The sequence below is a fragment of the Shewanella sp. MBTL60-007 genome, assembly GCF_019654915.1.
Classification (GTDB): domain Bacteria; phylum Pseudomonadota; class Gammaproteobacteria; order Enterobacterales; family Shewanellaceae; genus Shewanella.
Genome location: NZ_BPET01000018.1, coordinates 66,934 through 89,727, shown reverse-complemented (window position 1 = coordinate 89,727; position 22,794 = coordinate 66,934). Strand labels below are relative to the sequence as shown.

The window sequence follows — 22,794 nt, the reverse complement described above, 5'->3', positions numbered from 1 at the left end:
ATAGTTTTCCAATTATCTTCACTAAATGTCTTGTACTGTGGAAGCACCAATTTTAGCTGTTCAATAGTCTTTTCTATGAACCCCTCATCAACTTTTTGTCCGGAGGACTTAGCTTCGTTAAAAATCCTTAGAAGTGTATTGGTACAATCTTCAACCGCTACTTGTTCCATAGTTCTTTAAATCCTTTTAGTAGATCATCATAGCTAATATCATTCTGGTTAATTTTATTTGGCTCTGAAGACATTTTTTCATAGATATGATGAATGGGAATTTCCACTGACAGATGCGTCAAATACCCAATAAGATCGTAAACCTTGTCTTTATCTAGAGTTACTATTAACTTCTTTAAAAGAGTTTTATCTTTCGAAATTTCATAGCTAATACTCTTCTCTCTTTCATTTTCATTTACCTTCCAGAACGCGTTAGCTTCTTCTAAACGCCCTCTGTAACGGTAAGTTTTTTGGGACCTTTTTATTGGTTCCCTAATCAACTGTTTAAGTTTGACTTTTACTTTATGTGGGATCTCAAGCGACGATTTTTTAACATCTGTAGACCATTCTTCATCTAAGCTGGTAGGTACATTCACCTCAACCCTAGCCAACTTTCCAAGTTGTGACAGCCTAGTCAGGCCAAACCATCCCCCAGAGATAATAAGCCTGTTTGCTCTGTAAACGTATAAACCTTGATTAGCTGTTATTTGGTCCGTCCCTCCTAAATTATCAAGGTCAACTTTCGTCAATTTAGATTCATGAGGTAGTATGTGGACTCTAAGCTCAATACTCCCGCCCTTTTTAACTCTAAACTTTTGTGATGGTCCTTCTTGGTAACCGTTTCGATTTCTCAAGAAAGGATCAAAATGATCTAATTTCTGAAAATTAAAATAAAAGTTTATAGCGCGTTTTCCTTCCATGAATTTGTGGAAGTGCAATCGGACATAACTTTTGAGGCTGACTAGATCTTGCCCCAAGATAGCTTGTAGTTCAGCAATAGGATATCCATTATATTTGCTAATATTCTCCCATATTACAGCCGTACCAGACTCTCCAAACTCAATGTTAAACTTCGAACACAATCCCTTTGTTTCTTGTTCAGTGTGCTTAATTAATGTCCATGCATTCTCTCGCTCAACTAAATCTAAATCCCAAGTTGCACTCTGAATATTAAAGTTTTCAATCTTACTAATAACCGTTAGCTTTCTCGCTTGAGAAAAACTAGCCATCTTCATCCCTGAACCAAACCGCCCTAAGTCAAACTCACCTCTAATATCTGATGGGTCTTTACATCCTATCCTCATAGAATTGATTAGAGTATCTTCATCCATTCCGTAGCCATCATCTTTGATAACCAAAGCTGCTTTTTGATCTACAACATCCATCTCTACAAAGATATTTTTAGACTCGGCCGTGACTGAGTTATCGATAATGTCACTTATCGCAGAATCAAGGTTGTACCCTATTCTTGATAGCGTCTTTATATGGGATTTAGGGTTTGGCGATAGGTCAATATGTTCAGGCACTCGTAATTTCCTCCCAAGGAATACCCCAGTAATTAATGACCCTAGAAAGCGCCAAATTTTCCTTAAGATCTAAGCCGTCAGCCGATGCAGTTTCAGTCGCAATCTTCAACGCTAGTAACCGGTCCTCTAAACCAGAGATTTTATCGCAGTAATTTTCAAGCAGAAGATCCTCTTCAAAAAACTCTTCTATCCAAAAATCAATTTTCTTCTGCTCAACACTTGGGAAGTTTTTTAGAGATGACTTAACAAGTTGCTCCTCTTCTTCCTCCGATAAAACGCCGTCATTACAGGCGACGTATAATGCTATTTTTATAATATTTTCTTCGTAAACCATAAATACGTTCCTCCCACATCCTTGTACGCCTGCAAGGACCCAATTGTAATCTGGTAACTTAGTTAACTCATTGAGTAACAGATTTAATAAGCCCTTTCTTCAACTCTTTCAGAATCCAGTATCACAAGTCACTTAGCCCTGATTCAGTAACATAACTCATCCTAGCTACGATTGGTCTATTGCAAGGTCTGTTGTTTCAACTAATTTTTTAAAAAATGTGAGGCACTTCTTCATATCGGGACGACTGACTAGATGACTGGCTTGCGTATCATTGACAGAGCGATGTACTGCTTCGCCTCTTTTCTTAATCCACTGGTTCAATTTAGATCTGGCTTGGTCAGCATCACCATCAATCCAGGTCCATTTTTCTGTAACATCCTGGTGTAGAAAACGCTCAAACATCCCTTTAGTATTTTTAGCATTGGGTGTATGAAAGTACCTCAGTTCTCGCTCCAAAGTAGATGTTATGAAATTTGCTACTTTTGACCCCTCAAGCGTCCGTAAATCAGTAGTCAACCTTTCCTGAATGACATCTTCTACATAGGTTTCCCAGGCAGTTAACGTCATAATTAATGCAGCTCGTTTAAGCTCTTCAGGCTCTCTTGCTCTTTCTTCGACGTTATTAAGTTGATCATAAGCCTGCAAAATTCGTTCTGCATCTTGAATCGCATTTTCAAAATTATCTTTCGCCTTCGACACAAGTATTCCCTTATATTTGATATTTATTATTTTGAAGATCTAACCAGCTTGAAAACTGATGCAAAGGCTCACAGATTTTATCCATAGGAGACAAACGCCCTCCAATGACAACCCCATGAACGCTCATCCCGCGTTGCTCTTTACGGTTACTAATTTTTCTAGATAAGCCTGATGACACAGAAAACTCGCCATCGCTAACCAAAAGAATATCAGCCTGCTGCCATTGCTTCTCATCACTTCTTTCTAACGCCATATTGAGTGGACCTTCAACGTCAGTGCCGCCTCCGAATGACATAGACAAAAAGAGAATCATTTGTTCCAGTCCAGCTTTATCCGGTGTGAGCTCCATTTCTTTGACCTCGTTTTTGCTGCCAAACAAATAAACAAAGCATGCTCGTTTTTCTTTTTTTGCAACACTGATGCACTGCAACACAAGTGCCTTAGCAACATTCTCTGGTGTGCCTTGCATGGAACCAGATGTATCCAAGCAGACTATCATAGGGCCACGGTTTCGATTTACCTTGTTACCCGCTTTGTTTTCTTTGTAGTCTTGCTCTTGTTCAGTAACTTCAGTTATTAGCTCTGTACCTTCAACGGCATAACTCAGCAAAGCATGCTCAGCCCTACGAGCATGCCACAACTTTTTCAGTACTGGATGGCCAAAAAAAGCGGCCTCTTGTGGCAACATGCGACTAATAGAGTCTGAACGAGTAATACCTTTGGTTTCCATTGGCACTAAGGGGGTGGTTATTTCAACCTGATGTTTAAAGGTCACGCTCATACGTGAAATAATTTCTTCAATAACTGGCTCCCCTTCGGTATCTTTCATTTTACCTAAGGTTTCAATGACTTCTCGCAGCTGAGGTATTTGCTTAACTATCTTTTGTAACCTAACTAAATTCATCCAACCGTGGCTTTGAAATAACCCTTGAGAGAGATCCCAACCAAGACCGGTCACCAAGCCTAAATCTGTAAAAACCTCTTCAAGTTCTTGCCATATTTCTAACCTTTTAGACCAGATATCAGGAAGCTTAAATAATTGTCCACCAGCACTGTTTACTGACTGAATCCAAGCATTGAGCTCAGCTTGTATTTTAATATCTAAACGTAGAGCATCATTAAGTGCTAAATGCTTTTGTTTTTTTGAAGAACCACGTTGCTGTTGAATTTCTTCCAATGCTAGTCGTAGTTGCTCCAGTGCTTCCTTTTCTGCAATAATCGCCAACTGTCGTGATAATGTTGATGTCTGTAGCTGTAAGCCCTCTAGCTTAACTAATAGGTCGCTAAGCAAAGCATCGGTTACCTCTGGATTATATTTACAATAGCGCGCCACACCAGATATCTTGATTGATGTCGCGATTTCTTGCTGGATAACCTCTGGTAGCCACGGACATGGAAGCGTCAACTCTTCAGCGGCCAACAGCTGCGTACGGAGCAACGCAATAGACTGACAACGAGTCGTTAAGTCACCGCCAGGCAAAGTAACTACTGCAGGAACAAGCTCCTTCGGCAATAAATCAATGGCAGCAAACTGCTGGTCAAACTGCGCCAACAAGCCGACTTTATGTTTCGTCCTTGTTGGTTTAGGCTCACTCACAGAATTCACCTTCTAAAGTAGTATCTTCAGCTACATCTGAATCGATATATATAGACTCATCTTCTCTCGGCAACGCAGTAAAACCAGCTTCTAGCTTGATAATCTTAGACAGCTGATTTTGAGTATGTTCAAGTGCACTTTCAAGACTGGCTGTGACCTGAGGAAGTAATGATTTATCTAACCAAATGTGATTATTAAATATTGATGTAGCGGACTCTAATTGTTCGTTTAATGCCTCAATGTGTGATTGAGCAGTATCTTTCAAATTGCCGACTTCCTGCAATTGACCTTGAATATGAAATTCAGAGTATGGAACTGGTTCCATTACAGCCTTGTTGTGCTTTTCAACCATAATAGGGTCATTATCCCTATTGCTATAGTATCGTTGAAATGTTTGAGTAGTTTCCTCTTTTTCACCTTCATCCCAATAAAGTAATTCCCCGTGTTTATTAGTCTTTTGTGCTTCATCTGAAGATTTAGTCGTTTCATTTCCTTCATCATTTATAAATAAAGGCCGACCTTTGGCATCAATCTTTTGTCTTTGTTGCGATTTATCAGCCTTCAGTCTGTTATCCCATATTGAGATCAAACTAGCTAAGCGATCACTTGAGTACTCTCCATTGATAGCAACAGCTTGCTCAAAAACTTCTTTTAGACCTTGTAGTTCTTCTGGTTTATTCCAAAGGCAATGAGGCAAAATCCATGCATCATAATTACTGACCTCTGTCATTCCAGCTGTTAACGCAGACACTCTCATTAGCTTAATGGTTTTTAGCCAGCGACGGTCTGAAACATAGATATCCTCTCGCTGTAAATGCTCTCTAAAGGCCATACAGAGCTCAATAACTGAAGGATTAATGTGCACCTTTTCAGACAACTCCTGAACTTCAGTTAAATCTTCTAATTTAAGGCGAATCTCCAACTCTGGATCACAAGTTGAACCCGACAACATCAACAATTTTTGAAAACTCTCTTTTGATACTGGTGCAACAAAACTTCGCAGCATAAATCTGTCATAGAGTGCGGAAAGTTCTTCCCCTTCGGGCAGTTCGTTACTCGCCGCCACGACTGAAATAAGCGGAACCTTGTATCTACGATTACCATTATCAAACTCACGCTCGTGCAATAACGTCAGTAGGCTATTCAAAATGGCGCTGTTGGCTTTAAATATTTCATCAATAAAAGCAACTGATGCATCAGGTAAATAACCACTGGTTAAGCGTTTATACTGGTCTTCTTCAAGGGCTTTGATTGATAAAGGCCCAAACAACTCTTCTGGAACAGAAAACCTTGTCAATAATCGCTCAAAATAACTCGCTTCTACGAAGGCACTTTTCAAACGCTTAGCCAGTTCACTTTTTGCAGTACCTGGTGGACCAATTAACAAAACATGTTCACCGGCTAACGCGGCTAATAGCATTAGCTTTACTTGCTCATTACGTTCAAGCAGCCCATTGCTCATTTCATTAATTAAATAAGTTATTTTTTCTTTGCGAGAACGCTGACTAATTGGTGTTAGGTTTTTCAAAGTTTACATCCTTATTTTAAGTGACTGTCCGATACAACTTCCGGAATGAACCAGTGATAGCTAGATTCATGCCAATGTATAGCGCACTGTTTATATCCCTAGTGTTTTAAGTCGATTACTTAACGTTTGGTGATTATTGTAACCAAGCAATTTTGCGACTTTACTTTTGTTTCCATCAGCTTGTTCGAGCCCTTTGATAATGTATCTGCGCTCAACCTCAGCTAAAATATCATTTATATCAAAACCTTGATCTATCTCTCTGTCTAATAATGAATCTTGCTTATCTTCCATGGTAAACAAGGCTTTTTGCATTTCAGCTTCATCAATACAATCCGAACCGGACCATAATGCAGCTCGTAGTAACGTCGCCTTCAATTCCCGAATATTGCCTGGCCATTTGTGTTCTTTAATAACTTTTTTTGCAAGATAGGAAATATTTTTACCTTGCAGTACCGGATGCTCTTTAGCCAAGGTCTGTAGTAGTGAGTCGACCAAAAAATCTAAGTCACCTTGTCGAGCTCTTAATGGGGGTAATTGCAATACACCTATTGCAACGCGATAAAACAAGTCTTCACGAAAACGACCTTGGGCAACTTCATGAATCAAATTTTTATTGGTTGCAGTAATTAACCGGAAGTTGCTACTTTTCTCATCAGAATCTCCTAGGCGGGTATATTTTCCATCCTGTAGCACTCTGAGCAACCTTACCTGTACTGCAGGTTCCAGCTCTCCAAACTCATCCAAAAACAAAGTTCCGTTATGGGCTTGTTCAAATACACCAGCTTTGTCGGTTACAGCACCAGTAAATGCCCCACGTTTATGACCAAATAATATTGAGTCGATAAGTTCAGAGGGAAAAGCACCACAGTTTACTGCAACAAATGGCTTGTCTTTTCGAGCACTGGCATTGTGTATTGCTCTAGCAAACATCTCTTTACCTGTGCCGCTCTCGCCACAAATCAGCACTGGCACTTCTTGTTGTGCCAAAATTTGTGCTTGCTGCTTGAGTGTTTGAATATCTGCCCCAATGGTGATGATGTCATCGAAAGCTGAATCTAAGGGAGCTTCTAGTTGGGCGAGTTTACTTAGTTCGGACTGATTGAGTTGAGTCACTGCAGGGACATATTCTGCAGATAGCGTAAAAGGGATCTTAACGGCTTCAATTCCCTGCTCTTTTGAGGCTTGATAAAAAATACAAGGGAAACGCGTTTTACCAAGCAAGACCCAAATGGCTTGCATAGCAGGGGTGCCAGGGCTTAACAAAATACTTAAATCTGAATCTGGCTTTACAACCTCTTTCAATAACCGCTCAGCAGCAAGGTAAATTTCTTCGTAATCGACTGGGGATGAAAGATTGGCTTTACGGGCATTAACCTTACATTTTATCCGTTCTGACAGGAGTGATACATACGGCTTTACTTCATCTTCGCTGTAGTTATAGATTAGTTCAATCACATCAAATTTATGAGCTTTAACCAGCGCCCAGATAGGACCAGTCATCTGGCCTTCAGACATGCTTAGGTCCTTTCCACCAACCCAACTGACCAATAATCTTTGTTTATTCATCCCTAAACCTAAAAATTACTATCCAAATACTGTGAAGCTAGCAGCTTATACGAAAAACTGCGTTTTGTTCACAACTGCACCAATCTGTTTAAGACAAAAGAAATAATATCCGAGTTTGCGATGACGAGCTTAACTTGTTGATAAAAATGATTATCACCTGTTCTTTACAACTGCTCTCTAGATTGTTTCATCATACCCGCACATCATTAACGTACGGTAAAAAACCACCTATATCTTTGTTTTAAATCATAATAATCGAAAAGTATCAGCTTTTTTAATACCTAAAGTAATTTCAAATCGCCGCATTAATTGATTGGTTCAACATGCAGCGCTCATCATTAAGCTTGGCAATTATAAATCACTCTAAAAACAGAATCGCCAATACGTGTGCATATAGCCTCTTACTTCGAACATTTTTCACCTATATATCATCCTTATGCTGTAACCAATAACGGCACAGTAAAGCAGCTGGTGGACTAAAGGACACCAGATGCTATTTACTTTCTACTGATTCATTAAGGAGGCTTTATGCCGATAGCGTTTATTGCAGGCTTTGCAGTTGGCGTAGGTATCTACCGAGCTTTGAAGGAGTCTTACTATGTTTAATTTTGTGATGCAAAAGCCAATAGCGGAGCTGTTTCTGCTTGGTGTTATTGCTGGCTACAAATGGGCAGTTGAGAACGATAGTTAAATCTAGTGTTTAAGCCAATGGGGGGGGGGGCTAATGGCCCCCCCATTTATGCCGCCTATTATCGTGCAATCAATAATCGCTTATTAAGTTGTACTTCCATCTCTTATTTGCGGTTCATCAAAGCATTATGTGAAAGCAACTTCTCACTGCCAATTCAAGCTAGTGCTGAGCCGAAAGATGAGCAACACAGTCTACTGTTCTCAACCATGTGCCATTATGACTTTTGGGATAAAACAGGTAAACAAGCCGGATTTGATACGATTGAGCTGAGTTTACTTGCACTTAGACATGACAAACTACAAGGCGAACTTAGTGATGTTATTTCACTGCTTATTGAACGTTTAGCGACACAAGAATTTAAGATGCCTTTAGTTAACAATGCTGTGGTGGATAACTCACCATTGAAGATGCATGTACGTTACCCTAAGGAACATATATTGGTGGCGTTTGGCGATAGTACATTTAACAAGAAATCATCCAGTAGAGAAGGTGTACTAAATATTGCAGGAGCGAATACAGAACTGCTGTTTGTTACCTTAGATAAATGCGAAAAGCAATTTTCTGCAACAACCATGTACCATGACTACGCAATTAGTCCGACACTGTTTCACTGGCAAACCCAAAACAGCGCCAAACCAACTTCAGGCAGAGGCTTAGGCTATATAAACCAGCAAGAAAACAACAAAACATTCATCTTATTTGTTAGAGAACGAGCTAAAGATGAATATGGTAAAACTATGGGATTTGTTAATTTTGGGCCCGTAGACTTTGTTAAGTATGAGGGATCTCAACCAATGAATATTACATGGACGCTAAAACAAGCTATGCCAGCATATATGTGGTATGACACAGCAAAGTTAGCAGTCGGCTAATATGCAACGTCACCACCAACTTAATATCATCTACCAAACGAGTGGCTTTATGCCACTCTAACACAGACACCTACCGCAAAATTAAGCTTGTTATTGACTAGCAAAATATCGTCCAGGCGACTTTCCATAAACTCTACGAAACATCGCAATAAAATTACTTGGTGTAGCATAACCAAGAGCAAATGCAACATCTCCTACAGGCTTGCCACGAGCCATCATTTCTAGAGCATATACGAGTTGAATTTGCTGGCGCCATTCATGAAAACTCATATTTAATTCAGTACGAATTAAACGCCTTAGGGTTCGTGAAGAAATTGCGCCAATACTAGCCCAATACTCTATTTTTTTAGTATTACTGGGATCAGCCAAAATCGCATGAGTTATCTTTTGTAATCTCGGATCTTTAGGCTGAGGAAAATGCAGTGCCTCATGAGGAGCCTTGCTGATCTCATCAATAATAACAGTTTGAATACGTGACTTATCTGCTGTTAGTTCATGAGTTTTACTCCAGTCAAACGCTCTAGCAGACAACACGTTAAGCACATCATTCATTGCTATGACACAGGGACTATCTGGCAATTGATGACACCTATCTGGAGATAACAATAAAGACCAACCTTTTACCTTTCCGCAAAAGTAAACACGATGCATTGCTTGCGGCGGTATCCAACCTGCGCGATGAGGGGGCAACACCCAAACTCCCGCTTCAGTGCTAACTTGTATTAAGCCTTCATCAACGCATAGTAACTGGCCCCGATAATGCTTATGCCAGTTGTAAGGTCTTTTAAAAATTTGCACTGAATCGGCGCGATCACGTTGCCACTTCTTTGCAATCAGCGCAGCCCCACCTTTCCACTCACTGTAATCATAATTTTCACTTTGTTCTTCATGATTCATCTTGTGGCCACTTTTCATTATTTATTGGCCAAATAACGTTACCACAGCATATTAGGTTTCCCTTAATATTTCTCACAAGCAACGTATTTATTCAGCAGGGAGCTATTATGTACGAATATTATTTTATCTTTTATTACATTGCAGCAGGCCTAGTTGTTGGTTTTCTCGCTGGCCTTGTGGGCGTTGGTGGCGGAGGGATGGCAGTTCCTATTTTTACATTTCTGTTCACCATGCAAGGAATAGCAGATACAGAGGTCGTTCATTTAGCGCTAGGCACGTCTATGGCTTCGATGATTATTACTACCTTAGGTAGCATGCGTGCTCATTCAAAAAAGGGAAATGTTGACTCTGCAATGGCTATAAAGATCTCAAGTGGCGTTGTTATAGGGACATTTTTGGCAACCTTTGTTGCATCCTATTTGCAAAGTCTTTATTTAGCGGGGTTCTTCAGCATATTCATGCTATTCGTCGCCTATAAGATGTTTCAAAAACAGCAGTACAAGTATAATAAAAATCCACACGGTTCTTTAGCTAATATCACTACAGGCTCAATCATTGGTTCCATTTCGGCACTTGTATCTATAAGTGGTGCAGGCTTAACGATTCCTTATCTGGTTCAGCAAAACTTTGGCATCAAACACGCAATTGGTACATCAGCTGCTATAGGTTTTCCTATCGCAGTATCTGGTAGTTTGGGTTATTTAATTAACGGCTGGAGTAATACTGATTGGGATAATCTAGTCATCGGCTATATATACCTGCCAGCTATGATGAGTTTTTCTATCAGTAGCTATTTAACCACGACCATTGGTGTTCGTTGTTCGGCCTATGTTTCAAGCGAGCTTCTAAAAAAAGCCATTGGCATTCTGTGTGTCATATTAAGCCTTAAAATGTTTTTACAAGTTATGAATTAAATGCACAGCTTGAGCTTGTGAACATCGCAAATAACAAACAGCAGCCACACCAACTAGCCTGTTTTTTTAAACACTGTTTTCTAATTTAAAATCATTGCCGAACTCAACGAGTTCAACAAATAAACAGCTTTTGAAATTTCCTTACAAAACAAGTAGTAACAACAGCGTGAATTTAGCGATAACAGTCAAAAACTGCGCACTTTTTAGGCCACCGAAACCGCAACAAGTATTTTACTTTTCATTTCGTTGTTTAGCCTAAATCTCGTTGCTACCATCCGCGCACTTTCCATTTGAAGTTATTTGTCATGCCAACTTGCGAGCAGCCAACAGCTGAAAAGTTAGACCCTGAACACGTAAACTCTGAACAGTCACACAATGAAAAGTTACCCTCAAAAATGCTAAATCCTATCTTAGTTCAAGGCGCGATGGACGTTGAAGTCGAGACCCTCGTTGCCGCCCTTAGCGATGTACAACAAAAAACATTTGGTTCGTGGACATTCTGGCAAGGCCTATTAGATGGCTACCCAGTTGTGGTGTCACGCACCGAGATTGGTTTGGCTAACGCCGCCGCATCAACCACCCTTGGTATTGAGCACTTCCAGCCAAGAGCTATCATCAATCAGGGTACCTCTGGTGGCCACGATCCTAAGCTTTACCGCTCTGATATCGTTATTGGTGAAACCAGCTTTAACATGGGCGCTTACAAAATCGAGTTTGTGGAAAAAGGCCAAGGCATACACCCTACCACTTGGCAGAACTTCGATATGCCAATGTACCTGCGTGAAAATGGTGTTGTGGTTGAGCACAATCACTTTAAAGCTGACCCTAAGCTTGTTGAAATCGCCCTGTCGCAAGCAAGCACATACAGCCACGGCAAAGTGGTTGTGGGAAGAATTGGTAGCTGTGATGAATGGAACCGCGAAGTTGACCGTATTAACTGGTTCCACGAAACCATGGGCACCTCAGTTGAAGAAATGGAAACCTCAGCGGCTGCACAAGTTGCCGAAGCTTACAAGCTACCTTTTGTGAGTATTCGCGTGCTGTCTAATACCGACCAACATAAACAAGAGTTTGAGCCACAAACGGCTATTGACTGTCAGGTTTATGTACTTGATGTCATCAAGGCATTAATTAAGACCTTTTAAAACCAGTAAAAAACGAATAAGAGACGGGAATAACACTGCTATTCCCGCCCGCTTTCGCTCGCTTTTAAAACGTTAATTTGATGCTTATTCGCACTAAAAAGTGTTTATAGGTTGTTTTATCCATTGGGGGAGAAAACTCGCTTTCTCCTTTCATCAACTTAGATAGTAATAGACAAATTCAATGCAAATTTTAATCAGTATTGTTGGCATCATCGCCATTCTTGCCGTGGCGTTTTTGGCCTCTGAAAACCGTAAAGCCATTAACTACCGCACGGTTGGTTTGGCGTTTTTACTGCAGTTAATCATGGGTGCGTTTGTCATCTACTCATCGTTCGGTCAGGCGGTGATTTTTAATATGGCTGAAGCGGTTTCGACCGTGATTGGCTACAGCAGTGAAGGCATGTCGTTTATGTTTGGCGGCCTTGTTAGCGATAAGATGTATGAACTGTTTGGCCCTGGTGGCTTCGTTATCGCCTTTAAAGTACTACCAATTATCGTGTTTTTCTCGGCAATTTCAGCGGTGCTGTATTACCTAGGTATTATGCAATGGGTGGTTCGCATTGTGGGCGGCGCACTGCAAAAAATCCTTAATACCAGCAAGGCAGAGTCTATGTCTGCCAGTGCCAACATCTTCTTAGGTGTGACTGAAGCCCCGCTGCTGATTAAACCTTATATCCCTAAGATGAGCCGTGCAGAGCTGTTTGCGGTGATGTGTGGTGGTTTAGCATCAATTGCAGGCACCATGCTAGCGGGTTATGCCCAGTTAGGCATTAAGATGGAATACCTGTTAGCAGCCTCGTTTATGGCAGCGCCGGGTGGTTTACTGTTTGCTAAGTTATTAATTCCGCAAACTGAGAAAGTAAACGACCAAGATCTAACGGTTGTAGAAGAAAACCCACCAGCCAACATTATTGATGCTGCAACAACCGGCACCATGAACGGCCTGTCGTTAGCTATGGCTGTGGGCGCAATGCTATTTGCTTTTGTCAGCTTAGTAGCATTGATGAACGGCATGCTAGGTGGCATCGGTGATTGGTTTGGTGTTGAAGGCTTAAGCTTACAGCTGATTTTAGGCTACATATTCGCCCCTATCGCTTGGTTAATGGGTGTGGCTTGGGATGAAGCGCTACTCGCTGGCTCTTTCATCGGCCAGAAGATTGTCATCAACGAGTTCTTTGCTTATATCAACCTAGCACCTTACCTAACTGGTGACATGATTGTTGAATCAACAGGCTTACCGATGTCTGAGCGCACTCAAGTGATTTTATCATTCGCACTGTGTGGCTTTGCTAACTTAGGTACGGTAGCGATTGCGATTGCTGGTATTGGTGGTTTGGTGCCTGAACGTCGCTCTGAAATTGCATCACTTGGCTTAAAAGCATTGTTTGCTGGTATCTTGTCTAACCTAATGGCGGCAACGATTGCAGGCTTGTTTATGAGCTTTGTTTAATCAGCTAATAATCACAACTAATTAGCAAACAGGCCCATATGGCATAAACGTCATATGGGCCTGTTTGTTTGCAGTATACACCGCTATTACACTTGATAAATTATCCGATCAGTATGCTACTTGCAGCTTATTGGTATCACTCAAGCCTGCATATATCTTACTCACTGCAAACTCCGCAATGAGAATAGTAAACACAACGGCAAAGAAAGCGACGACACCATTGAAGGGGCCGCTAAATGCGACCTTTTCGCCAAACATCACATTTATCGCTTCAAGGATCATGAACTTGCTCCCCACCAAGATAATGTAAGTGCTAATGCCTCGATATACTTTTGCCGCCCTGCCCGGTTTAGCCTTAAAAAAGGCGGCCACCTTATGCTCAGTTTTAATCGACAGCTTAAGTAGCGTCAGCAAAAGCAGTGCTGCGACGAGTGAAACACTAAAGGACTCGATAGAAACCCAGTGCCAATACTCATTAAAGAAATTGAGCACAGTTAAATAAACCAATACCGCTAGGCTATAACCTACAAATCGTTGCTGAGTCATACTTCCTCCACTCTCTTTGCTCGTTGAATTCATTACGTTAAACCGACTGAGGCAGTAAGGCTTTTTCGATGTTAAACGCTTCAATGATCTTGTTTGCCGAAATATCAATATCCTCTATCGATGTATGATAATTAAGCACTGAGAACAGCATAGTCTTTAGGCCTTTGTAGCCTGATGTTGATGGATAAAGGTATCCCTCTTGCTGCAGTCTATGTACCACGCGCGCGGTTAGCTCGTTGCGATATTCCACATCACCTGTACCAAATTGCGCAGAGAATCGATTCGACACCACATCATTAAGAATGGTGATACCATCCACTTCCCGCAAAATATCAGCCATGCGTTTGGCTAATGCGCAGCAGTTATCTAAATGGTCAACAATGCCTTGCTTGCCAAGCGACTTGAACGCGGCATAGACAGGTAGACCACGGGCACGTCTTGATGCGGCAATACCAAAGTTAATCGCGTTACGATCTGGCTTCTCCATGGCATCATTAAGGTAATCGCCCATGTTACCGCCGCCCATTGCCGAGGTGATCTTGGCGGGATCTTTCACTATCACCATGCCGCAGTCGTATGGCATGTTGAACCACTTATGGCCGTCAGTATCGATGGAGTCTGCTCGCTCAATCCCTTTTAATAGATGCTTCTGCTTGTCGCTCGCGGCAGCCCACAGACCGATTGCGCCATCCACATGTAGCCAAGCGTTACCATGAGCAGCCACCGCATCTGCTATCTCATCGAAAGGATCGAAGGCACCCGAGTCGATACAACCCGCTTGGGCACAAACCAGTGTTGGCCCACTTATATTTGCTAACACACGCTCAAGCTCCTCTGGAATAAGGCGAAGGTTATCGTCCGTCGGCACCTTTACAATGGTTTCAATACCTAGACCAATCATAGAAAGCGCGCGCTTAATGGTTGAGTGAATTTGGTCACTCACAACCACATTCACCTGCGGCGCGCCATATAGACCTTTAGTGGCCACATCCCAGCCAGCATTTTCTAGCAGTGAATTGCGCGCAGTGATTAACGAGGTATAAATCGCTTCTTGTGCGCCAGAGGTAAAACCCACCGCAGAGCCTTTGGTCAAACCAAGTAGCTCTACCATCCATTCGGCTGCGGTTTCTTCGGCTACCGCCATTGCAGGGCTCGACACGTAATACGGCACGTTTTGATCCCAGGCACTAACTAACCAGTCTGCTGCTAACGCCGCAGGAAAAGTACCGCCAATAGCGTAACCAAAAAATCGTGGTCCACCCGACGCGACCAAACCAGCATCGAGCGCATATGCCATTTCATCAATTACCTGCTCTGGTGCTGTCGCTTGCTGTGGCATCTCACCCGCAATTAACTCGCGTAGCTGCTGCGATGTGACCTCTTGGGCAACAGGGCGTTCATCTAGCGACTCAAGATACGAGACTGCATGATCTAAAGAGCGCTCTAATGAGCCGCGGTAATCTTTAAAATGATGTGACATAGTTAATTCTCTTCAAGTAGGAATGTCCGTCTAATATACCAGCGACATTTTAAAAAAATGGCCATTTGGTGACAGTTAAAACAAAAGCATTCTTGCGTAGAATACGCCAGATAACAGATACAAAAACGGCACTTAGTTATATCAACTAAGCGCCGTTATTAGGTCATAAAATCCCTTTTACACTAGCTATTTGAGTCGCTATTACAGTGTGTTTTTGTAGATGATACCGTCTTTCATAATCATCTTTTGCTTGCTAGTGTCAGCGACACAAGCCACGCCCTCAAGTGGATTGCCGTCGATAATCAGCAGGTCGGCATAAGCCCCCTCAACCACTTGACCTAAACAGCCCTGCTGATACGGGTGCTGATAGGTCGACATTTCGAATAGTCGTCCACAGTTGGAGGTCACCATACGCAAAGCGGTTATCGTGTCGAAGGTCTGTTCAATTGCACCTAGCTCATTAAGCTGTGTAGCGTGTACGCTGGCTTCGCCTACGCAGTCGGTACCAAAGGCGATATTATCGATCTGATACTTCTTAATCAGTTCGGCAGATTTGAGCATCGCCTTACCTACCCGCTCAGTTTTGCGATATGTCTCTTCGTTAGGTAGCGGGATCTTACGTTCTGCAATCAGTGACGAGGTAAAGTAGGATGGGATCACCCAAATGCCTTTGTCTTTAATGGTTTGGGCAATGTCATCATCCATTATGGTGGCATGTTCAAACGACATCACGCCCGCCTCAGCTGCTCGGCGCATCGCGTCTGCAGTATGGATATGCGCCGCCACATACGTGCCGTAATCCGTTGCAGCCTCCACTGCGGCCTTCATCTCATCTAGAGTGAACTGCAGTGTATCGAGTGGATCAAAGGTTGATGACGCGCCACCTCCTGCCATGATCTTGATTTGCGATGCCCCCATAAACAGCTGCTCACGCACCGCTTTTAACACTTCTGCTCTGCCGTCTGCGACCTTCATTGCGCCAAGTTTCATCATAGGCGAGTCTTCATGCTGACCAATTCTTTCCTGCGCTTGATTTTGGCGGTAATCAGAATGGCCGCTGGTTTGAGAAACCGCCGCCATTGACGGCAAAATGCGTGGCCCTTTTGCATAACCGTTATCGATACTCTTTTTAAGGCCTAAGGTGTTACCTGCGACATCACGAATGGTGGTAAAACCACGCATTAACATCTCTTCTGAAATACGCGCAGAGCGAATAGCCACCTCTTCACGGGTCATGGTATCAATCACATTGAAAGGCGCCGACAAGGTAATATGAACATGTGCATCCATTAGACCCGGCATCACAGTGCCCCCTTTGGCGTCGATAACCTCATCCACAATCGACAAGTCAATGTCATCTTGGCGGCTAATCTTACTGATCAAGTTGTCTTCAATCAGTACTGCAACCTTCTCTAACAGTTGGTTGTCTGTGCCGTTAAAAACATTGGCGTTGATAATGAGTTTTTTCATCGTTAATACCTCGCGAGCTTGGTTGCACTAAAATGATTTCATCTAATTGATGAGTAAACTTTAACAACAGCGGCCTCAAATAAATGGCCATTTAGTGACACGAGAAATAACTGTGGATTTAAGATGTGTTGCCAAAGACAAAACAAGCAAGAGCCCCCTCAGGCTCCTTGCTTGCACTAAAGCATCGGCGAGTTTAGCTACTCTCGCTATACTCAGTTCAAAATCGTTCATATACTCAATAGGGTGATTTATTTACGGTAATTATTTATGTGCGGTCGACTCAATATTATTGATGACATGTTTGTACAAGCACTGATGGAAGACTTGCGGGTTAGCAATCAGCAAGAGATGCTGTTTGGTCGCTTTAAAATGCCCACCAATGACATCAGTATTGTGCGCGAAGTCGATGGTGAGCGCCGCTTGCAAACCGCCACTTGGTGGTTACTGCTTGATACTTGCTATGAAGGCTTTAAACCCAGCCGTTACACCTCATTTAACACTCGATTCGACAAGCTAAACACACCCAATAGTGCAGGCTTTCAGCCATTTAGAGAGAGTCGCTGTTTAGTGATTGCCAGTGGTTTTGGTGAAACCGAAAAGAAGGGAAGAGATACTTATTATCATGATTTTATCGCCGAGAACTCGGCGATAGCTTTTGGCGGCTTATTTCGAGACTGGCAACATCCCAAAACCGGCGAAGTGACCACATCCTGTTCCATCATCACTAATCCACCTCACCCCGATCTTATGCCGTTTCACAGCAAAGCCAGCCCGATGATCTTACCGCAAAATGATGACGTGCTTGATGCTTGGTTAAATCCAGCCAACCAGCAAGTAGAGATGTTTGCTGATTTACTCAAACCAGCCCTTAGGCATGACTTTATGGTGCAGCAAATAAATAAGCCGAGTCAGCATCAACCCATTGGTCAAGCTACTCGGCTTATTCCTAACGATTATCTTGTATAGGCGTTTACTGAACGTCTAGTTAAGATAAGTGATTAAACCGTTAAGCCCCACATATCAAAAGTCTCTCGACAGAGCTGCTCTCTAAAGTCTGGATGAGCGATATCGATCAATGCTCGCGCTCGTTCACGCAGGGACTTGCCTCGCAGATTGGCAATACCAAACTCCGTCACTATATAGTGCACATGGGCACGTGTGGTCACCACTCCAGCACCTGGCGACAATACGGTGGCTATTCGCGATACTGAGCCCCTCGCTGCAGTACTGGGTAGTGCAATCACTGAGCGACCACCTTCAGACAACCCAGCTCCACGAATAAAATCCATCTGCCCTCCCACTCCAGAGTAAATACGCGTGCCCAGAGAATCTGCACAGATTTGCCCTGAAATATCCACCTGCAATGCCGAGTTAATGGCCATCATATTAGGATTTTTACGAATGATGGCGGTGTCATTCACCTGTTCTATATCCATGAAAATCACCGAGGGATTATCATCAACATAGTCATAAAGCCGCTGGCTACCGAGAGCAAATCCGGTAACAATTTTGCCTGGATGTACTTGTTTACAGCGATTAGTGATCACCCCGAGTTCGACTAAGTTAAGTACTCCATCAGAAAACAGCTCGGTATGCACACCTAGCTCTTTATGATCAGTTAAACAGGAAAGAACCGCATCAGGAATAGCACCAATTCCCATTTGCAGGCAATCACCATCGCGTACTAACTGCGCGACGTTTCTCCCCACCGCAAGGCTAACTTCATCGCTGGCAGCTAAGGGGTGTTGAGGCAGTGGCATACTCTGCTCATAAACAGCGGTAAATTTACTGTAATGGATAAAGCCATCACCATGTGTTCTCGGCATCTGTGGGTTGATATGAGCAATTATCTTTCCCGCTACCTGACAGGCTGCTAAGGTCGCTTCAACCGAAATACCTAATGAACAGATCCCATGCTTATCGGGGGGAGATACTTGAATAATGGCGGTGTCGATTGGCTGCTCACCCGAACGAAATAGCTTAGGTACTTCAGAGAGAAAAATAGGCACATAATCGGCATCACCCTGCTGCAATAGCAAACGTGTCGGCAGACCGCCAAAGAAACATCGATGTCGTAGATGCCCCTTAAGCTTTTCATCACTTAAAGACTCTGCGCATTCGGTATGTAACTGTAATAGAGTGAGATCTTTTTTGGTTAAAGCATGTTCGGCGAGGGCATTGAGTAATAGGGTTGGCGTTGCTCCCATTGAGTGAGTCCATAACGTCTCACCACTCTCAATGAAAGATACAGCCTCTAGAGCACTGCCACAGATAATTGGCGCCATAAATGATACCTAATATGATTAATCTGTTCGCAGTGTATGAGGTTACGTCTCGCTTTAACAGCGATCAAACACTCAGTTAACATGAGTTTGATCTTAAACAAGATAAAAGTTGAATTCGGTTGCCAAAAAGGCAGCCTGAGTCGATCACTTTCTTAATACTGATGGGATAAAAAAAGGGGAAGAACTCCCCTGATTATTTAAGACTGTAAAAACTTGCTGAGCTCGTCTTGTTGGCTCAATAAACTTTGATACAGGGTAAACTGGTTCGCTGCACGCTCAAGGTTATGGCCTGCATGGTGGATTTGAAAGTACACATCACCATTGAGGTGATCGGTTAAGAATCTCACACCAATCATCAAACAAATCACTCGCGCACCTAGCCACAGGCTCTCGCGCTCAGCATCAGACAACACATCACCTAGCTCACTCAGGTAACCTTTACAGATGGCAGCAAAGATAGATTCTCTGACCTGCACTTTATCCAATGCGGTCGAGTCTTCCGCTTCAGGGCTGCAGAAGGTACGCACCATATCGCCAAAGTCATACATCAGATAACCTTTCATACAGGTATCTAAGTCGATAATAGCAAGGCTGGACATGTCACGCTTATCAAATAGCATGTTATTGATTTTGGTGTCGTTATGACAGATTCGGCGTGGCAGCTTACCCTCTAACTCGGCCAACTCCTGTAAAAGTTCGGTTTGCGACATAACAAAATCGACCCACTGCTGACATTCAGCCAAACGAGCATGACTATCAGCTTCCACCGCTTGAGCAAGGAGCTCAATACGTCCAGGCAGATGGTGGAAATTAGGGATAACATCCTCTAATAATTCGGCGTCCAGCCCCGACAAGGCCGATGAAAAATGGCCAAATGCCTTAGCCGCCATCTCGGCATCGGCTTCACTACCAACCACATCGATACTATGACTGTGAGGCAGATAATTTATCGCACGCCAAAACCCATTATCCCCAAGATCGACAAATAGCTCACCATCAAGGGTTAATTCAGGGGAAACCACCTGCAAACGATACTCATCGGCCGTAACTTTGCCTTGTAAGTGCTGGCTGATCTTATGGGCATTGTTAACCAAAGCTATCGGGGTTTTAAATACTTCTGTATTGATTTTTTGCAGAACAAATTCTCGCTCAACACTAAGCACCAAAAAGGTATGGTTAATATGGCCATTACCCAATGGTGACACCTTGGCGCTATCTGCATTTACACCAAAATGCGACAAAACATTTTGTCTTATAAAATCAATCACCCAACACTCCAGTTATCTCTATATCTCTCTGCTATCTGGGCTTATGTATCCAGACTTTCCTTGCAGTTGATTATTAAAAAAGGAATTAGCTTACCGCTATTATTTGCTCAGGGTTTGCTGTAATTTTTCTCTTACCCAAGCAACATCTTCTGGGTAGGTCACGCCGTACCATGACTCTTGAGCAACGCTGACATTGACCACCTTGTTACCCTGAGGAGCTGACGGAGCATCGAGTCGAGCTTGCACTACAGTAGGCAGATAACACTCGGCCTTTGGATGGCGACCATTGTGCTCAAGGAACTGATTAAACTGCTGTTCTACCACCTCGAAAATATCTGGCTTAAAGCCCCAACATGTCATCGACACCACAGCATCATCGGCAATAGCAAAGCGCTGCTCGTCTAACGTACCAGTTAAACCCGATGCTTCACAGCGAATATCGAGCCATTCGGCAACATCCACCAGTTTACCCGCCTCAACCTGACATAAACCTCGATTCACGCCACCATTTTCAGACAGAGTCAAACCGATTGGATAGGCCACCATCATCCAATCCTCATCGGCTGTCGATAACCCTTCGGCGAGCAAGCTAAAGGCGCTGTCGCCATAGAAGTCATCGGCATTAATCACAGCCATAGGGCCATGAACATGATTTCTTGCACTCCAAAGTGCATGGGCTGTGCCCCAAGGCTTTTGACGTTGAGCCACATCGGCAAATTCGTGTCCAGCGACAGGGAGGTCATCGAGTGCTTGAATGCAATACTCGCAGCTAAAGTCACTGGCAAGCTTATCCGCTAACACCTCATCGAGCAGCGGAGCCAACTCCGGACGGATAACCAGTACCGCACGATTAAACCCTGCGCGATGGGCACTCTTTAGCGATAGCTCCAACATGGTCTCATCATTTGGCCCTAGCTGCGCCAGCTGTTTATCGCCGCCAAATCGGCTACCTAAACCTGCCGCGAGGATCACTAAGGTTAAATCCTGCTTCTTGTTACTCATGACTCTCTCTCAAACAATGACGCTCTCAAACGATTAAAGTGCTGCCTCGCGATAAGGCGAAGCAGTTTAATGAGTCTGTAGGCTAATTTCCAGCGCTATCCGCCTTAAAAAACATGCTGATCCGAGCTTTATAAATAAGTACGGAAAGCGGCGACCTTGCCAAGAGCGGCTTGGCTGCCCTTCAAGCTAAAGTTATAACCGCAAAGGCTGACGTTACCGCGCCTTGCCATATCGACAATAATGGCTTCGGTATCGAGTGGAGAAAATCGTGCTTCGGTGCCGGTATCCGCAAGTAAGTCAACCACAAGTGGACGGTATTCGGTGCCGTTATTAAAACGCATAAGCGAGCAGGTCTTATCGCCTTTCGCCGTGGCTAAAGACCAGATATTAGTGGGCGTTCCGGTTTCTCCGAGCCAGCGCATAATCAACACATCATCTTCAAGCACCAAGCTAAACCCGTCAGGCATAGCGGTAGAGATCCGATCAATTTGAGGCGCACTCTCAATAGTATTTTCAGGCAGCGCCGCAGTTTCGACTTCAGGCTCAGAAGTTGGAATAAGTGACCAGATGCTAGCAATTAACATGACGCTGACTAACACACCAGAGATGGCAAACAGCCACTTTTGATTAACCTGCAGCGCCTGCCGTAACTGGGCTAGGTTAATTGCAGATGGCGTCTTACCACCTCGCAAAGATGATGACTGCCTACGAGTCTCAGCTCCAGCGTATGCATCAGCGTATTGCTGTTGAATTGAAGCATCGGCATCCGTTTCTACAAACTCGCGAGTGCCTTCTGACTCAAAACTTGTGCTCGATTCACTACCGCCTAGGGTCGGCTCTACTCTGACACGCTGACCTGCAGTGCGGGCTGTAGTGTTACTTGCTGTCATATCCACAGGCCCTGAATAACCCTGCACATAATTAGCTTCAGATGTCGAAGGCAGTATAGCCATATAGCCTATGCCCAAACCCGCAATCACCAGCAAAGTCAGCAACAACATCATGCTTTGAATATGCACTAAGGTGATCAGCACCAATAAGAATGGCAACAGCGTTAGCAGAATAAACTTCGGTGATTTACCGCTATCACGCAATCGACGCATTGTAGTTAAGGCTAAAACAGGTGCGATAAATAACGCGACACCATACAGGGCAGCAGAGGGACTAAAAAGCACAACTGCTAACAATAAAACGAAATAAACCAATCCACTGATAGCAGCGAAGCGCTGTCCATTATCTAAACCATTAACACACAAAAGCGACTTAAGCTGCATACTCTTCCGACCTTAAATAATAATCTATGACTCGGCTGTTCCCCCAACTTGATGTTGTAACAGCACCCCATTTCCATGCTCAGGCGAAAGCATAAAAAGTAAAGAGCTAGCCTACCGAATTTGCCTCTCAATGTCAGTGTTTTCGGGCAATTTTATCATTAAAGATAATTGATACAGGCAGGAGTTCCCACCACAATAATTGCTCACAACGACTGGAATTCCCCTAACTGCGACTAGCGCAAATATCACCCTAGGCTGTA

General features: G+C 43.3%; 18 protein-coding genes and 1 pseudogene. 5 read left to right on the top strand and 14 right to left on the bottom strand.

Annotation, left to right across the window (positions count from 1 at the left end):
• Window positions 1-157: 157 nt before the first annotated feature.
• The 6 genes from K5Q92_RS08680 to K5Q92_RS08655 all read right to left on the bottom strand — a co-directional run bounded on the left by K5Q92_RS08680 (window position 158) and on the right by K5Q92_RS08655 (window position 7,189).
• Entirely contained in the window at window positions 158-1,516 is a 1,359-nt protein-coding gene (locus K5Q92_RS08680) for an ATP-binding protein (RefSeq protein ID WP_220768608.1), read from the bottom strand.
• A complete protein-coding gene (locus K5Q92_RS08675; RefSeq protein WP_220768607.1) occupies window positions 1,509-1,850 on the bottom strand; it encodes a hypothetical protein in 342 nt (113 codons plus the stop codon). The genes K5Q92_RS08680 and K5Q92_RS08675 overlap by 8 nt, the downstream gene beginning before the upstream one ends.
• A 165-nt stretch (window positions 1,851-2,015) precedes the next feature.
• Window positions 2,016-2,549, bottom strand: coding sequence for a HEPN domain-containing protein (locus K5Q92_RS08670; protein WP_220768606.1), 534 nt, complete (start codon window positions 2,547-2,549; stop codon window positions 2,016-2,018).
• Window positions 2,550-2,559: 10 nt separating this feature from the next.
• Window positions 2,560-4,146 carry a VWA domain-containing protein gene (locus K5Q92_RS08665; protein WP_220768605.1) on the bottom strand — a complete coding sequence of 529 codons (1,587 nt, stop codon included), beginning with the start codon at window positions 4,144-4,146 and terminating at the stop codon, window positions 2,560-2,562.
• Window positions 4,139-5,674: an AAA family ATPase gene (locus K5Q92_RS08660; RefSeq protein ID WP_220768604.1), complete on the bottom strand. Its 1,536-nt coding sequence runs from the start codon at window positions 5,672-5,674 to the stop codon at window positions 4,139-4,141. The genes K5Q92_RS08665 and K5Q92_RS08660 overlap by 8 nt, the downstream gene beginning before the upstream one ends.
• Window positions 5,675-5,764: 90 nt before the next feature.
• Entirely contained in the window at window positions 5,765-7,189 is a 1,425-nt protein-coding gene (locus K5Q92_RS08655; protein ID WP_259649529.1) for a sigma-54-dependent Fis family transcriptional regulator, read from the bottom strand.
• 786 nt (window positions 7,190-7,975) lie between these two features.
• Between K5Q92_RS08655 and K5Q92_RS08650 the strand changes: the two are divergent.
• Window positions 7,976-8,803: pseudogene (locus tag K5Q92_RS08650) on the top strand (DUF3427 domain-containing protein); the annotation flags it as partial.
• Between the two features lie 90 nt (window positions 8,804-8,893).
• Here K5Q92_RS08650 and K5Q92_RS08645 read toward each other — a convergent pair.
• Window positions 8,894-9,700 carry a helix-turn-helix domain-containing protein gene (locus K5Q92_RS08645; protein ID WP_220768602.1) on the bottom strand — a complete coding sequence of 269 codons (807 nt, stop codon included), beginning with the start codon at window positions 9,698-9,700 and terminating at the stop codon, window positions 8,894-8,896.
• A 107-nt stretch (window positions 9,701-9,807) separates the two neighbouring features.
• On the opposite strand from K5Q92_RS08645, the gene K5Q92_RS08640 reads away from it, so the two are divergent.
• The 3 genes from K5Q92_RS08640 (at window position 9,808) to K5Q92_RS08630 (ending at window position 13,209) form a co-directional block, all read left to right on the top strand.
• Complete coding sequence (locus K5Q92_RS08640) at window positions 9,808-10,614, top strand: sulfite exporter TauE/SafE family protein (protein WP_220768601.1); 807 nt, start codon at window positions 9,808-9,810, stop codon at window positions 10,612-10,614.
• Between the two features lie 305 nt (window positions 10,615-10,919).
• On the top strand, window positions 10,920-11,759 hold the full coding sequence (locus K5Q92_RS08635) for a 5'-methylthioadenosine/S-adenosylhomocysteine nucleosidase (protein ID WP_220768600.1): 840 nt from the start codon (window positions 10,920-10,922) through the stop codon (window positions 11,757-11,759).
• Window positions 11,760-11,940: 181 nt separating this feature from the next.
• Window positions 11,941-13,209 (top strand): NupC/NupG family nucleoside CNT transporter, encoded by a 1,269-nt coding sequence (locus tag K5Q92_RS08630; protein WP_220768599.1) that lies wholly within the window; start codon window positions 11,941-11,943, stop codon window positions 13,207-13,209.
• A 108-nt stretch (window positions 13,210-13,317) separates the two neighbouring features.
• Here the strand turns inward: K5Q92_RS08630 and K5Q92_RS08625 are convergent, their stop codons facing one another.
• The 3 genes from K5Q92_RS08625 to K5Q92_RS08615 all read right to left on the bottom strand — a co-directional run bounded on the left by K5Q92_RS08625 (window position 13,318) and on the right by K5Q92_RS08615 (window position 16,705).
• Window positions 13,318-13,755 carry a hypothetical protein gene (locus K5Q92_RS08625; RefSeq protein WP_220768598.1) on the bottom strand — a complete coding sequence of 146 codons (438 nt, stop codon included), beginning with the start codon at window positions 13,753-13,755 and terminating at the stop codon, window positions 13,318-13,320.
• A 37-nt stretch (window positions 13,756-13,792) separates the two neighbouring features.
• Window positions 13,793-15,235, bottom strand: a complete 1,443-nt coding sequence (locus K5Q92_RS08620) for a pyridoxal-dependent decarboxylase (RefSeq protein ID WP_220768597.1) — start codon at window positions 15,233-15,235, stop codon at window positions 13,793-13,795.
• Between the two features lie 201 nt (window positions 15,236-15,436).
• Window positions 15,437-16,705, bottom strand: coding sequence for an amidohydrolase family protein (locus K5Q92_RS08615; protein ID WP_220768596.1), 1,269 nt, complete (start codon window positions 16,703-16,705; stop codon window positions 15,437-15,439).
• 267 nt (window positions 16,706-16,972) lie between these two features.
• On the opposite strand from K5Q92_RS08615, the gene K5Q92_RS08610 reads away from it, so the two are divergent.
• Window positions 16,973-17,671 (top strand): SOS response-associated peptidase family protein, encoded by a 699-nt coding sequence (locus K5Q92_RS08610; RefSeq protein WP_220768595.1) that lies wholly within the window; start codon window positions 16,973-16,975, stop codon window positions 17,669-17,671.
• Between the two features lie 32 nt (window positions 17,672-17,703).
• Here K5Q92_RS08610 and K5Q92_RS08605 read toward each other — a convergent pair whose 3' ends face one another.
• The 4 genes from K5Q92_RS08605 to K5Q92_RS08590 form a co-directional block, all read right to left on the bottom strand.
• A complete protein-coding gene (locus K5Q92_RS08605; RefSeq protein WP_220768594.1) occupies window positions 17,704-18,990 on the bottom strand; it encodes an acetyl-CoA hydrolase/transferase family protein in 1,287 nt (428 codons plus the stop codon).
• Between the two features lie 197 nt (window positions 18,991-19,187).
• Complete coding sequence (locus K5Q92_RS08600; RefSeq protein WP_220768593.1) at window positions 19,188-20,258, bottom strand: phosphotransferase enzyme family protein; 1,071 nt, start codon at window positions 20,256-20,258, stop codon at window positions 19,188-19,190.
• Between the two features lie 99 nt (window positions 20,259-20,357).
• Window positions 20,358-21,260, bottom strand: coding sequence for an NTP transferase domain-containing protein (locus tag K5Q92_RS08595; RefSeq protein WP_220768592.1), 903 nt, complete (start codon window positions 21,258-21,260; stop codon window positions 20,358-20,360).
• Between the two features lie 128 nt (window positions 21,261-21,388).
• Entirely contained in the window at window positions 21,389-22,534 is a 1,146-nt protein-coding gene (locus tag K5Q92_RS08590) for a DUF805 domain-containing protein (protein ID WP_220768591.1), read from the bottom strand.
• Between the last annotated feature and the right edge of the window lie 260 nt (window positions 22,535-22,794).

Bases quoted from the DNA above. Each gene is read 5' to 3' on its own strand.
- K5Q92_RS08675 (WP_220768607.1), bottom strand. From the start codon at position 1,850: ATGGTTTACGAAGAAAATATTATAAAAATAGCATTATACGTCGCCTGT.
- K5Q92_RS08655 (WP_259649529.1), bottom strand. From the start codon at position 7,189: ATGTCTGAAGGCCAGATGACTGGTCCTATCTGGGCGCTGGTTAAAGCT.
- K5Q92_RS08645 (WP_220768602.1), bottom strand. From the start codon at position 9,700: ATGAATCATGAAGAACAAAGTGAAAATTATGATTACAGTGAGTGGAAA.
- K5Q92_RS08640 (WP_220768601.1), top strand. From the start codon at position 9,808: ATGTACGAATATTATTTTATCTTTTATTACATTGCAGCAGGCCTAGTT.
- K5Q92_RS08635 (WP_220768600.1), top strand. From the start codon at position 10,920: ATGCCAACTTGCGAGCAGCCAACAGCTGAAAAGTTAGACCCTGAACAC.
- K5Q92_RS08630 (WP_220768599.1), top strand. From the start codon at position 11,941: ATGCAAATTTTAATCAGTATTGTTGGCATCATCGCCATTCTTGCCGTG.
- K5Q92_RS08625 (WP_220768598.1), bottom strand. From the start codon at position 13,755: ATGACTCAGCAACGATTTGTAGGTTATAGCCTAGCGGTATTGGTTTAT.
- K5Q92_RS08620 (WP_220768597.1), bottom strand. From the start codon at position 15,235: ATGTCACATCATTTTAAAGATTACCGCGGCTCATTAGAGCGCTCTTTA.
- K5Q92_RS08615 (WP_220768596.1), bottom strand. From the start codon at position 16,705: ATGAAAAAACTCATTATCAACGCCAATGTTTTTAACGGCACAGACAAC.
- K5Q92_RS08610 (WP_220768595.1), top strand. From the start codon at position 16,973: ATGTGCGGTCGACTCAATATTATTGATGACATGTTTGTACAAGCACTG.
- K5Q92_RS08605 (WP_220768594.1), bottom strand. From the start codon at position 18,990: ATGGCGCCAATTATCTGTGGCAGTGCTCTAGAGGCTGTATCTTTCATT.
- K5Q92_RS08595 (WP_220768592.1), bottom strand. From the start codon at position 21,260: ATGAGTAACAAGAAGCAGGATTTAACCTTAGTGATCCTCGCGGCAGGT.
- K5Q92_RS08590 (WP_220768591.1), bottom strand. From the start codon at position 22,534: ATGCAGCTTAAGTCGCTTTTGTGTGTTAATGGTTTAGATAATGGACAG.